The sequence below is a fragment of the Microcoleus sp. B4-D4 genome (assembly GCF_036705185.1).
Taxonomy (GTDB): domain Bacteria; phylum Cyanobacteriota; class Cyanobacteriia; order Cyanobacteriales; family Microcoleaceae; genus Microcoleus.
Window position 1 is genome coordinate 78,567 of the sequence record NZ_JAUBTX010000005.1, and the last position, 13,766, is coordinate 92,332.

Here is a 13,766-nt window from a genome sequence, read left to right on the forward strand (position 1 = left end):
GCGGATTCAAAGAGGGAACTACAAACTGTTTTTTATGAGCGTCGATTTACTGGACATGAGATGAGTCGTTTTAGGTGCTAAAAAGTTTCTAAATTGAGCGTACAAAGCTGGCAAAACTAACAGAGTTAAGGCAGTAGAAGTAAACAATCCTCCTAAAACTACGATAGACAAAGGTTGTAAAATTTCTTTGCCGGGGCCGCCTTCTAAAACTAAAGGTGCTAAACCCAAGGCTGAAGTTAAAGCAGTCATCAAGATGGCGTTGAGCCGTTCCATCGAGCCTTTAATAATAGCTTCTTGAAAGGGCATTCCTTCAGCAAATTTAGAGTTATAGTTGTCTACTAGCAGCAAGCCGTTGCGGGTAGCTACGCCGAATAATGTGACAAAGCCAACCAGGGAAGCTACGGAAATTATACCGCCCGTCAAAGCTACAGCAATTACTCCTCCAACTAAGCCGAGGGGCAAATTAATCATAATCATCGCAGTTGAAGCGATCGACTTGACGGAAAGGTACATTAATACGGTAATTACCAAAAAGGCGATCGCACTAAACACTATAATATTTTGCGAAGCCCTTTGTTCCGCCTCAAATTGACCGCCGTACTGGATAAAATAGCCAAACGGCAACTGCACCTCTCGTTTGACTTTAGCTTGAATTTCAGTCACAACCGATCGCAAATCCCTACCTTTAGCATTAGCCGCCACCACAATCAACCGAGAAACATTCTCGCGGTTAATCGTATTTGGGCCCGTACCGTATGTAACAGTCGCAACTTGCGCGAGGGGAATTTTATTACCGCTGGGAGTATCAACCAACAAATTCTGAATAGTTTCGAGGTTATTTCGGGCTTCAGTCTGCAACCAAACAACTAAGTCAAAAGTTTGCTGCACCTCCAAAACTTGTGATACAACTTTGCCATTTAAAGCTGTTTCAATGATTTCCGAAAGTTCTCCAATTTTCAAACCATATCTACCCGCAGCTTGGCGGTTAAACTTAATTTGAATTTGTGAGACTGGTACTTGCGGTTCTAGTTGCAAATCCACAATTCCCTTAACAGTTTTCATTTGTGCTTCAACTTGAGCGCCGAGGCTGCGAAGTTGATTCAAATCCGGGCCAAATATTTTCACAGCAATTTGACTTCTGACACCGGACAAAACCTCATCCATCCGATGAGAAATAAAACCGCCGATATTTGGTGCAACTCCCGGCAATTTACCAAATTCCTGCCGCAGCGACTCCAAAGTTTTCGGCCTATTTTTCATCCCTTCCTCGCTCAAACCGATATCGATGTGAGCTAAATTCACTCCGGCAGCATCAGCATCACCCGGAGCTCGGCCCGATCGCACTTGCACGTATTCAAACCTGGTATCATCCTTAAGTGCATCTTCGATAGCAAAAGCCGCGCTATCCGTCGTCTCCAAAGACACACCCGGATAAAGCAGAATAGTATTCACCAAAGTTTGCTCCTGAAACTCCGGCAAAAACACTCGTCCAAAGGAAGGCAAAATCACTAATGCAGCCACCATACTAGCAGTAGCTAAAGCCAAAATTATCGCCGAATAGCGCATTGATAATTCGATAAAAAAGTGATAGATGCGCTTGCAAAATCTCGGCAACCAAGGTTCCTCAGCACTCATGCGTTTGCTCGGCAATAAAATAGCACAAAGAGCAGGAGAAATGAACAGCGATTCCAGACTAGAAATCACCACAACTACCAAATAAGTAATTCCCATCGGCGTAAAAATCCGACCTTCAACACCGGGCAAAGTAAAAATTGGTGAAAACACAACGATGCCAATAACAGTTGCTCCAATTAACGAATCGCGCACCTCCTGACTGCCATCAAAAATCACATCCATCACCGGGCGCGGATGCCCAGAAGCAGTATTTTCTCGCAAATTGCGGTAGGTATTTTCAGCATAAACAATCGCATCGTCGATCGCAGTTCCGATCGCCACCGACAAACCGCCCAAAGTCATCGTATTCAATCCCAGCCCCAGCCAATACATCGCCAGCAGCGCCAACAGCCAAGTCAGAAAGAAATCTAGCAAAACAACCGCCAGAGTGCGCCAATTCATCAAAAACGGGATCAGGATGATGGTAACAATGATGCTGCCTTCAACTAAAGCCGATCGCACATTCTCCACCGAAGAATTGATATACTCTTCCTGGCGGAAAGTGACAGTAACTTTAATGTCTTTCGGCAAAGCTTGCTGTACCTCAGTCATTGCTGCCTCAACCGCTTTCGTTACCGTCGGAGTATCGGCAATCGGCTGCCTATTTACCATCACAATCACAGCTTTTTTGCCATTAAAACTACCATCGCCCCGCTTGATTGCAGCACCAATCTTGACATCAGCCACATCACCAATTCTGACAGGTGTTCCTTGCCGAGATGCGATCGCAGATTGCCGCAAATCTTCCACCGACTCAATCCGCCCCACGCCTCGAATTAAAGTTTCTTTATCCGGCGTAATTAAATACCCTCCCGGCGCGTTAACATTCGCCGCCGCTACAGCTTCGGATACTTGCTGCAAAGATACATTAAATGCTTTCAGTTTGGCTGGTTGTACTAATACTTGATACTGCCTCTGATCGCCGCCGTAAGCCACAACTTGAGCAACGCCAGTCACTGCCAGAAGACGATTTGTCACTTGCCAATCAACCAGACGGCGCACTTCCATCAAAGGAGTAGTTTCCGAGGTAAAAGCATAAGTAATTACCAAGCCAACCGGAGAAGTTGTCGGAGAAATTTGCGGTGTTTCTACCCCAGCCGGGAGTTTGCTTTGAGCTTGCTGCAACCGTTCTGTTATCAACTGGCGCGCTTGATAAATTTCAGTTCCCCAATCAAAGATTACCTTGATCGCAGAAAGGCCCACAGCGGAAGACGATCGCACTGCTGTTACTCCAGGAGTTCCGTTAATCGCACTTTCGATGGGTAGTGTTACTAAAGACTCGATTTCTTCCGGTGCTAAACCCGGTGCTTCTGTCTGAATTTCGACTTGCGGAGGCGCAAAAGGTGGGAAGACATCAAGGGACATTTTGGGGACGATATATAATGTCCAAAGACTAATAATAATGGTGGCGAGAACGACTAGCCAGCGGCGGTTAATTACCCATCTGAGAATTGTGCTGAACATTTTATTAGCTTTGAGTTTATAGAGAATACTGGGCGGTTGAAACCGCTTCTATACAAGCAAAACCCGCCTCCGCGGGTTGAATACCAGACCGTTAAAACTACGTTATTCTCTTGAGTCCGCGGAGGCGGACATCGTTTGTATAGGCGCGGTTTCAACCGCCGTCTTATCTTTTGACTTCTGCCTCTTTAGTTTTAACGTGATGGTTGTCATTGTGTAACAGCAATTCATCGTGCAACACCGATGCAGAGGCGGAAAAACTATTGTTTCCGGCATTGTTTCCAGAATCTGCTGCCATTGCTGGCAATTTGCGCCGATTTCCCCAAAACGCACCGGCTGTGAAAGTCAGGGATGCGATCGCAATTCCTCCCCCAACTCCCGCCCACAACGGCACGGGTAAATTATTCAAATTAGCTGCTGTTACTTTCGGAGTTACCTCTTTCTTTTCCTCGGTTTTTGAGGGATTACTGCCGCCCCGCAAAGATTGTGCGTAAAGTTGAGGCGCGCGCTGCGTTACTATCAAATCTCCCTCGAATAAACCGCTCTTAATTTCAACTAAATCTCCGGCTGTTTGACCGAGTTCAATGTCAACCGCTTGATAAGCATCGCCATTTTTAACGTAAACTGTTGTTTTACCGTTAACATCTACTACCGCTGCGATCGGAATTGCTAAAATATTTGTGGTGGTTTTGTCGGTTAAAATCTCCAATTCCGCAAACTGTCCCGGCTTTAATTCGCCCTGACTATTATCTAGTTCTGCTTTCACGGGTACTACCCGCGTTTCTCCTTGCACGGATGAGCCAATTAAGGTGATTTTTCCCTTGAAAGTGCGATCGCCCAAATTAGCAACTTTCACCCTGACTTCCTGGCCCTGTTTTACCTGATTTAGGTCTTTTTCGTAAATATTGGCTGTGGCAAAAACGCGGCTGTCATTTAAGAGAGTCATCAACGGTTTTTCAGCGCTTACGGACTCTCCTGGGGTGATTTCGCGATCGGCTACCGTGCCAGAAATCGGAGCGATAATAGTAACAAATCCTTTGTCATTGGCAATAGTTCCTAATTGTTGGAGCCGCGCTTGATAGGCTGCATCAGCCAAGCGAATCCGCGACTGAGCGACTTCCACTGCAGTTTTGGCGCGTTTGACTTGGTTCTCCGCTTCCAACACTTCTCGGCGACTCAAAACCTTGGTAAGTTGAGCTTTTGCTTCTGCTACTCTGCCTTGAGAATCGCGCAATTCCCGCATTGGCAGGTCTACTTCCGCTTGTTTAATTTCGGTTTCCGCTTTGATAACTTCGGGACGGCTTTTTGCCTTAGCAACAGCCGCTTTGGCTTTGGCGAAGTGGGCTTGCGATTCCAGCATTGTCCGCCGCGCGATCGCCCCTGCGGCTACTAATTCTTTATCGCGATCGAACTGTTCTTTCGCAACAGTTAATTCTATTTCCGCTTGCGCTATTTCAGCTTGCGCTATTTCAACTTGACGCTGATAGTTTTCTTGAGCAACTTTCACAACCGAACGATTGTTTACTAATTCTTGCTCTCGCTGGTACTGCTGAGTTGCTGCTGTTAGTTGAGTTTTGGCTTGGGCGATTTCCGCTGCAGATATTTGAATTTGGCGATCGTAATTTTCTGTAGTTAGTTTCAAATCGCCTTGCGCTTGCTGCAAATCCGCCTCAGCTTCGGCACGTTTTGAGAGAGATTCAACCCGCAACTGTCCTAATTCTGAACTCGACAAAACAGCAACCGGTTGATCTTTTGATACTTTGTCCCCAGGCTTAACTAGCAACTCTACCACTTTGCCAGCAACCGAAGCCGTCACTTCTACCTTTTGGTTGGGCAAAGTTTCAATTTGTCCCGTGGTTTTGATGCCTATATCTAGTCGCTGGCGAACCGCTGGGGAGACTTTAATTCCTAACCGTTTTGCGGTGACGGCATCGACAGAAATAGCAGCAGGAGCTTGAGAGGTTTCGCCGCTTTGGTTAAATTCATTTCCGTGTCCCGCGTGGGCGAAAACAGCCGCGGGAGAAGTTAGCACCATTAGGCTGAAAAAAGTTCCCGAAAAGGTACTAATAATTGCCTGAGACTCAGAATATTTGTGCAATATCATTGTTGGCATTTTCCTTGAAATCAGGTTGAGTGCCCAAGGCTTAGCGGTTGGTATTTTGCCAAAGTAAGTTAACCGAATTAACGGGAGCTACTTATGAGCCTTTTTCAATAAACGACGGCTAAGCAATGACCAAGAGCTAAAATTTCTCTCCTCAACCTAGTCTTTCACTGCCAAATGAAATTAGGATGAAATTTAGCCTCAGCAGCCCAGATGCCCTCCAGATTCTAAAATACGAATATAAATTTTGCCTAATGCCAAGGGATTGTGCTTTTTAGTTTCTTTCACTGTTGCGAGATATTCTTGCGATTTAATTTCTTTTGTCCATCCGTTCACTAGCTTCTGTACTGCTGCATTTGATTGAGATGTTGTGTTTAGTTCCAAGCTCTGCAACATCATACAATACCCCTTTATTTTTTTTTTTGAGTGACTGTTATACTTTATAACGACTGCTGTTGAATTGTCTACAGTGATTTTACGTAAAAAATGCAATAAAAGGAAGTAGTAAAACTGCTGATAGTCGTAAAGAAGCGATATTATGGTTGATCCCTAATCCTTTTGCTACTATTTCCTTAGCTTAATTTCTGGCTGTTGTGATGCAAGTGTTTCCTGAACAATTAACATAATGTGATTCATGTCACTCATTTTCTGGCTTTGTGTCACCTTTGGTTGAGCCAGCTAAATTACTGTTTGTACCAAGCTTGTCGCCACTCTTTCATTTGCTGAATTTCTTGCTTTTGGGAAGTAATAATTTCTTGAGATAATTTCTTCATTTCCGGGCGTTTTGATTTCTTCAAGGCATCTTCAGCCATCACCAAAGCTCCTTCGTGGTGGGGAATCATGGCATTCAGAAACCGCAAATCAAATTGGTCGTCAGCAGCACCTAAATCCATGCTCATCATCATACTTTGCATTTGTTCGGGAGTCATTGCCATCATGTGACCCATTTGAGCGTGATAAGCCATTGGCGTACTGCTGGCTTTGGGATACCAATTTGTTCGCCACTCTTTCATTTGATTAATTTCGCGGTTTTGAGCGGCAATCATCTCATTTGCTATTTTTTTCATTTCAGGACGTTTGGATTTTTCCAGCACCTCTTTAGCCATGTTTACAGCACCTTGATGGTGTACTTTCATGCCATCAATAAATCGCAAATCATAGTCGGCATCAGCCGGGCCTAAATCCATTGACATACCGTGATCCATGCCACTCATGTTGTGGTTTTGTGCCACGTTTTGCTGGCTGCTAGCAGGGGTTGCTGCCGTAATATTTGGGGCTTGGGTTTCGCTGGAAGGAGCTTTTGAACAAGCTACTAGCACGCCGCTGGTGAGGGCGGTTAATGTCAGCGCTGCAAAGCCTGTTTTTAATGAGATTGATTTCATAGACTTTAGTTAAATCCTTAAAACTGCCATTTATATTGATGTTTTCACAGATAAATGAAATTAGGATGAAATCTTGATTCAGATTGGTAAATAATTATTATGTTGCCATCATTTAAATAAATATGTAAGGCGTGCAATGATTACCATACAAGTAGAATCGGTATAAATCTCAAATCTTAAATCTCAAATTGACTTGACTCTCCTCCTTACAGGAGAGTTTACAATGAAGTTAATTCATTTATTGAGCAGAGTAGTTTCTGCTGAGGTTCAAATTATGACTCTACAATTAAAAGTTCCCAAGATGGCTTGTTCTGCTTGTGCGACTACAATCACAAAAGCAGTCCAAACAGTGGATTCAGACGCCACTGTTGAGGTGGATCTCAAGACAAAAGCGGTCACGGTTCAAACCGCTAAATCGGAAAGTGAGGTTAGAAAAGCGATCGCATCTGCTGGCTATCCTGTCGATTAATATTAAGGCTAACGCCAGCGAGTTCTAACTTTAGGAATACAGCAATTTCATTGTAATTTCATCTTAGGGTGAAATGCTGAATATTACAAATGTAGCGTCCAGCCACCGCACCACTCATTTTGATCGCAATTCTCCTATCTAATTGGTCAATTCGGTTAGGCTAATTACTAAATACCTTGACAACCTGCGCTCTTATTTAGTTTAGGAGTAACCCCTATGGACAATCTCACACTTAAATTGCGGGGCATGAGTTGTGCTTCTTGTGCTTCCTCTATCGAACAAGCAATTCAGTCTGTTCCTGGTGTAATTGAGTGTCATGTCAATTTTGGCATGGAACAAGCAAGCATTCAATACGACTCTCAACAAACCAGTGTAGCCACAATTCAAGAAGCTGTTGATGCAGCGGGATATGAAGCTTTGCCACTTCCAGAAAGGGCGGCGGAAGAGGATGACAGCGAGCGAAAAAATCGTCAAGCTGAATCTCAATTGTTGCAGCGTAAACTATACGTAGCAGGAACTATTAGCATCATATTATTTGTGGGTTCAATTCCTGCCATGACTGGCTTGCATTTCCCATTTATTCCTAGCTGGCTGCACAATTTTTGGCTGCAATTAGTGCTGACAGCACCAGTACAATTTTGGTGTGCTAACTCATTTTATACGGGAGCTTGGAAAGCCTTAAAACGCCGACTTGCGACTATGGATACTTTAATTGCTTTAGGTACAAGTTCGGCTTACTTTTATTCTGTATTTGTGACATTTTTTCCGGTTTTTTTCATAGCTAAGGGTTTGATACCGAGCGTTTATTATGAAGTGTCATCGAGTGTTGTTGCTCTAATTTTGTTGGGTAAAACTCTAGAAAATCGGGCGAAGGGGGAGACTTCTGAGGCTATTCGGAAACTTATGGGTTTGCAAGCGAAAACGGCTCGGATTGTTCGCAACGGGGAAGAGTTGGAAGTGCCGATCGCCCAAGTGGAAATTGGCGACATCGTGCAGGTGCGGCCCGGCGAACAAATTCCCGTAGACGGAGAGGTGATTGAAGGTGCTTCAACCGTAGACGAAGCAATGGTTACGGGAGAAAGTATGGCTGTCAAAAAGCAGCTTGGTGACGAAGTTATCGGCTCGACAATTAACAAAACGGGCAGCTTTAAGTTTCGCACTACTAAGATTGGTAAGGATACCTTTTTAGCTCAAATTGTCAAGATGGTGCAGGATGCCCAGGGGTCAAAAGCACCTATTCAAAAGTTGGCAGACGAGGTGACTGGTTGGTTTGTTCCGGCAGTAATTGCCGTCGCTTTAGCTACTTTTGTAGTCTGGTTTAATGCGACGGGAAACTTTACTTTGGCAACTATTACAATGGTGGAGGTGCTGATTATTGCTTGTCCTTGTGCTTTGGGTTTGGCGACTCCGACTGCTGTGATGGTCGGCACTGGAAAAGGTGCAAAAAATGGGATTTTAATTAAAGGAGCCGAAAGTTTAGAGTTGGCTCATAAAATTCAAGTCATTGTGTTAGATAAAACTGGAACTCTTACTGAAGGCAAGCCGACTGTTACTGATTTTGTCACAATTAAAGGAACGGAGAATAGCAATGAGTTAAAATTGCTGCAATTGGCGGCATCTGTCGAGCGAAATTCCGAGCATCCTGTGGGGGAAGCTGTTGTTAGATACGCTCAATCTCAAGAGGTTGATTTGACGGATGTTAAGGATTTTGAGGCGATCGCCGGGAGTGGTGTGCGAGGGGTTGTCGGCGGAAAGCCGATCGCCCTGGGAACGCTGAGGTGGATGCAGGAACTAGGCTGCGATACTGAATATCTGGAACTGCGCGCGAAAGCTTTGGAAGGTGATAGCAAAACGGTGGTTTGGATGGCATCTGAGGGCAAAATAGAGGCAATTCTGGGCATTGCTGATGCTCTCAAACCGTCGTCAGCGCAGGCGGTGAAAGCACTGCAAAAACTCGGTTTGGAGGTGGCGATGCTGACTGGGGACAACCGCGCGACTGCGGAGTCGATCGCCCGATCCGTTGGTATTACTCGCGTTTTTGCGGAAGTTAGACCAGACCAAAAAGCAGCTAAAATCCAAGCCCTGCAAGGGGAAGGAAAAATTGTCGCGATGGTGGGAGACGGGATCAACGATGCACCGGCTTTGGCCTTAGCAGATGTGGGAATTGCGATCGGCACCGGCACAGATGTGGCGATCGCAGCCAGCGATATCACCCTAATTTCTGGAGACTTGCAAGGCATAGTTACAGCAATTCAACTTTCGCGCGCCACCATGCGTAACATCCGCGAAAATTTGTTTTTTGCCTTTATTTACAACATCGCTGGAATTCCGATCGCAGCGGGCGTTCTGTACCCGATTTTGGGCTGGCTGCTAAGTCCAATTCTCGCCGGTGCAGCAATGGCTTTTAGTTCAGTTTCCGTACTTACTAATGCTTTGCGCTTGCGTAATTTTAAACCAAAGTCTCTGGCCTAAATTAGGAGTAATTAGACAAATGTTGCACCATCGTCAAATGTGGGGAACTCTCGCGAGTTTAGGAATTGCGATCGGAATAGCATCGGGAGTTCAAGCTGCCGAACCCGTCGCTGCTTCTAATTCAACCACTCAATTTCGCAGCATCGAACAGCCGCTAGGTTTAAAAGTTGGTGTCACCCTCGGTGGTTTGACATTAATTGGTTTGGAGTTGTGGTGGTTTTTGTTCAATAAAGCAAAAGGTCAGCAAGCTGAATCTATTCAGGGAATACAAGAGTTGACGATTACTGTAGACGGGGGTTACGAGCCTGCTAGTGTAGTTGTGAAATCCGGTCAATTAGTCCGGCTAAATTTCTTGAGGCGTGACCCGAATAGTTGTCTTGAAAAAGTGTTGTTACCAGATTTTCACATTGTGCGAGAATTACCTCTCAATCAGGTAACAGCTATTGAATTCACCCCTGACAAACCCGGACGATACCTATTTACTTGCGGCATGAATATGTTTCGGGGTGTGGTGGAAGTACAAAAGTAAATCAAATAGACAGTTGTCAACCTGCTGCAACTGCGACGGTTGAGGCGCGAGTTTTTTCGGCAAGAAATCGCTAAAATAGATGAAAGCTTAAAAAATTTGGAGTGAGCTAAATGCAATTACTACACACGATGCTCCGAGTCTGCAACCTGGAAGAATCTCTCAAATTCTACACGGAAGTGTTGGGAATGAAACTGCTGCGGCAAAAAGATTATCCAGATGGGAAATTTACCTTAGCTTTTGTGGGCTACGGCGACGAATCAGACACTACGGTTTTGGAATTAACATACAATTGGGGCGTAACAGAGTACAATTTAGGAGATGCTTACGGTCATATTGCGATCGGCGTTGACGACATTTACGGTACTTGCGAACAAATTAAAGCCCGCGGCGGTAAAGTCAGCCGCGAACCCGGGCCGATGAAACACGGCTCAACTGTTATTGCTTTTGTGGAAGATCCAGATGGATATAAAGTTGAATTAATTCAACTAAAAAATCAAAGCAGCAGCAGTCAGAAAATAGCTGCAACAAACGCATCCTAGAAACTCTCTTTTTAGGGTGCCCGGAAACCAACTTTTGGAGTTAGTTTCTAACTCTACTTCTGGCGCACCCTAGTGATAGCAAATCCGGGTAATATACCTCCTTTACTCGCTCGGCGGTTGAAACCGCGTCTACACAAACAAAGTCGGCCTGCGCCGACTGGTTGATCGAGGGTATCCAAAACCCGGATTTGGTATTAACAATGCGACAATCCTGCACTGTTAGCAAACTGAAGTTTAGGGTTTCTTTTTGGGAGATTTGGGAGGTTGGGGAGATTTTAATATTTTGTCGGCGACCATTTTGTCAACGATTACGTCGCTGATAATCTTAGATCCGTGGGAGGTAAAATGCACGCCGTCACTAATTTTTACATAGCCTCGCTTCCCCGATTTGTCAGCAACTACCGGCACAAATTTTCCCGATTCTGCAAAGGTTTCCCAAGTAGAAATAAATTCAATTTTGGGAGAAGCTTTTTTAGCATTTTTATAAATATTGTTCATGACCGGAAAAGCTTTGATATACGGCGATTTATTAGAGTTAGATTGACCGATCCAATACACTTTTCTCACGGAGGACGAGCCAAGTAACTTGGCATATTTGTCTACTCTTTCTTGATAAGCTTTTTGCCATTCTGGGGTCAGAATTGCCCGATATTTTCCTTGAGAATCAATGATATCTTGAGGGTCGTTTCCTCCAAACAAAATTATCACTACATCTGGGCGGTAATCCTGGATAATTTTGCTGGTTCTGGCATACCAGTCATAATAATCTATCCGATTTAATCCGCTGGATACTTTGTAGTCAAGTTTTGTATCAGCGATGTTGTATTTGTTCTTAAGAGTGTTCTGGAGTTGAATTCCTAAGTCGAACATTACGGAATCTCCAATAAATAAAAATTTGCGATAAGGTACGGTTAGTTTGGGTTTGGCTGGAGTTTGCTTTTTTGCAGGTTTTGGGGGAGGAGGTGCGGATTTTGTGGCGGTTTGGACTGGAGAAGTTTCGGCTTTTTTGGGGATGCTATCGAAATTGATATCTTTGATTTTGCTCCAAAAATCTTGTTCTGATTTCCTGAAACTGTCTATTTCTATTTGGCGCGCTGCTTGTTTGATTTCGGGAGTTGCGAAAGGAGTTGAAGCAAAGTTTTTGAGAAATAAGGATAAGTTGGAAAATATTAAGGTGAGAATTACAGAAGTAACTATTAGTAAAATTTCTCGATCTTTCATAGGAAGTCATTAGTTATTGGTTATTGGTTATTGGTTATTAGTTATTAGTTATCAGTTGTTAGTTATCAGTTGTTAGTTATTAGTTGTTAGTTGTTAGTTATTAGTTATTAGTTGTTAGTTATTAGTTATTATAGCAATCCTAAATCATTTTCAATAACTGGTTAAGAGGCTAAGAGCCTAGGAATCGATGTCACTTTTGAAGAGCCTCCTGCGAAAAGGTCGGCAGAGCCTCCGGATCTGCGTTACCAGGCAGAGCCTGGTAACGAGTAGAACGAGTAAATCACTTAGGATTGCTATAGTTATTAGTTGTTAGTTGTTAGTTATCAGTTATTAGTTATTGGTTATTAGTCATTAGTCATTAGTGCTGTCCCCTCCTAGCGAACGTCCAACGTCATCAGGAAGAAGGAAGAAGGAAGAAGACATATACAGGAATCTTTTTAGCGATCCCTATTTTACGTTTAATTAGGTGGATTTATTTGCTTTTTTAGAAATTAAAGTAAATAAAAGGTGGGACGGTGCTCGGCCCCAACATCAAAATAGCATACACGAACAGCGAAACTAAGACAACTCTCAAGAAAATATTTTTTAAGGAAAATACTCTTTGCAAGAGTTGGGAAATTCTCTCGCCCCAAATGTTGATCGCGCCAATGATGGCAATTACTAAATACAATTGCCAAAAGTTAAATTGAAAAGTTGCAGCGGAAAAATTCAGAATTCCCTGAAAAAAATTCATTGCAGTTTCCCAGTTGGGCGTGCCGAAAAATACCCAGCTACAAGTCACAAAGCTAAATGTTAGCAGCCAACTGCAAAATTTAGCAAGTCGGGGAAAGGAATAGTCTAATTTTAGGTGGATAGCTTGGGGAATATCTTTGCATAAATGGTTGACAATCAATCCTAAACCGTGAATTGTTCCCCAGACAATAAAGTTTAAACCTGCGCCGTGCCAAAATCCGCCGATCGCCATTGTTATCAGTAAATTTACGTACTTCCTTAATTTCCCGTATTTATTGCCGCCTAACGGGAAGTAAACGTAATCTCTCAGCCACTCGGAAAGACTGATGTGCCACCTTTTCCAGAATTCTTGCAAGCTGAGCGATCGGTATGGCATATTAAAGTTAGCAATGGGTTTGAAACCCAGCAAACAAGAGATGCCGTTAGCTAAATCCGAGTAGCCGCTAAAATCTACGTAAATTAAACATGAATAGGAAATTGCCGCGAGGATTAAATCGATGCTGCTGTATTGCTGGGGAACTGTGAATGGGAGTTGGGTAAAGTTAAACAAAAAGCTCGATAAAGTATATTTTTTGAAGAGTCCAGACAAAATTAAAACTATGACTTCTTCGATTTGATAGTCGTATTTTTTGGGTGAATTTAGCTGGGTGTAAAACTCCCTAGGCCGCGATATGGGCCCGGAGGCAATTTGAGGAAAGTAGGTAATGTATATGGCGTAGTCTACAAATTTAGGACAGGGGATTTTTTGTTGGTAGCAGTCGATTAAATGGGAAATCATTCTAAATGTGTAGAAGGATACGCCGACTGGGGCGATTATTTGCAACATTTGAATGCTGGCGGGAATTTGTAGTTGGTTGAGTACCTCAAACAAGGATGTTACAAAGAAGTTGCAATATTTAAAGATGCCGAGGTTGGCAATGTTGAAAATTATGCCGGAAATTAAGGCAAGTTTTTTATATTTGCCGTAGCAGGTGGCTCGGAGAATGATATAATTGTAGGCAGTACCTAAAACTAGGAGTAATAGAAAGTCTAAACTCCAAAATGAATAAAATAATAAACTGGAAATTAGCAAGACGATTTTATATAAACCGACTTGGGACTTCAAGGATATAATTATGCTAAAAATAATTAGAAAAAATACTAGGAATTGGTAAGTTGGAAATAGCATAAATTTTAGAATATCAAA

General features: G+C 43.4%; 9 protein-coding genes. 4 read left to right on the plus strand and 5 right to left on the minus strand.

What is annotated here, in order from left to right; translation table 11 throughout:
• Positions 1-18: 18 nt before the first annotated feature.
• The 3 genes from QUB13_RS06315 to QUB13_RS06325 all read right to left on the minus strand — a co-directional run bounded on the left by QUB13_RS06315 (position 19) and on the right by QUB13_RS06325 (position 6,618).
• Complete coding sequence (locus QUB13_RS06315; RefSeq protein WP_333379733.1) at positions 19-3,138, minus strand: efflux RND transporter permease subunit; 3,120 nt, start codon at positions 3,136-3,138, stop codon at positions 19-21.
• Between the two features lie 163 nt (positions 3,139-3,301).
• Positions 3,302-5,239, minus strand: coding sequence for an efflux RND transporter periplasmic adaptor subunit (locus QUB13_RS06320; RefSeq protein WP_333379734.1), 1,938 nt, complete (start codon positions 5,237-5,239; stop codon positions 3,302-3,304).
• A 680-nt stretch (positions 5,240-5,919) separates the two neighbouring features.
• Positions 5,920-6,618, minus strand: coding sequence for a DUF305 domain-containing protein (locus QUB13_RS06325; RefSeq protein ID WP_333379735.1), 699 nt, complete (start codon positions 6,616-6,618; stop codon positions 5,920-5,922).
• Positions 6,619-6,892: 274 nt separating this feature from the next.
• Here QUB13_RS06325 and QUB13_RS06330 point away from each other — a divergent pair, with 274 nt between their 5' ends.
• The 4 genes from QUB13_RS06330 to gloA all read left to right on the plus strand — a co-directional run bounded on the left by QUB13_RS06330 (position 6,893) and on the right by gloA (position 10,627).
• Complete coding sequence (locus QUB13_RS06330) at positions 6,893-7,087, plus strand: heavy-metal-associated domain-containing protein (protein ID WP_193972516.1); 195 nt, start codon at positions 6,893-6,895, stop codon at positions 7,085-7,087.
• A 216-nt stretch (positions 7,088-7,303) separates the two neighbouring features.
• Positions 7,304-9,559: a heavy metal translocating P-type ATPase gene (locus QUB13_RS06335; RefSeq protein WP_333379736.1), complete on the plus strand. Its 2,256-nt coding sequence runs from the start codon at positions 7,304-7,306 to the stop codon at positions 9,557-9,559.
• A gap of 19 nt (positions 9,560-9,578) precedes the next feature.
• The gene (locus QUB13_RS06340) at positions 9,579-10,088 is read left to right on the plus strand and encodes a cupredoxin domain-containing protein (protein WP_333379737.1); all 510 of its coding nucleotides are present in this window, start codon (positions 9,579-9,581) and stop codon (positions 10,086-10,088) included.
• A 110-nt stretch (positions 10,089-10,198) separates the two neighbouring features.
• Positions 10,199-10,627: a lactoylglutathione lyase gene (gene gloA / locus QUB13_RS06345; RefSeq protein WP_333379738.1), complete on the plus strand. Its 429-nt coding sequence runs from the start codon at positions 10,199-10,201 to the stop codon at positions 10,625-10,627.
• 234 nt (positions 10,628-10,861) lie between these two features.
• Here gloA and QUB13_RS06350 read toward each other — a convergent pair whose 3' ends face one another.
• Together QUB13_RS06350 and QUB13_RS06355 are read right to left on the minus strand one after the other, a co-directional pair.
• Positions 10,862-11,848 (minus strand): SGNH/GDSL hydrolase family protein, encoded by a 987-nt coding sequence (locus QUB13_RS06350; protein ID WP_333379739.1) that lies wholly within the window; start codon positions 11,846-11,848, stop codon positions 10,862-10,864.
• 484 nt (positions 11,849-12,332) lie between these two features.
• Positions 12,333-13,748, minus strand: a complete 1,416-nt coding sequence (locus QUB13_RS06355) for an MBOAT family O-acyltransferase (protein ID WP_333379740.1) — start codon at positions 13,746-13,748, stop codon at positions 12,333-12,335.
• Between the last annotated feature and the right edge of the window lie 18 nt (positions 13,749-13,766).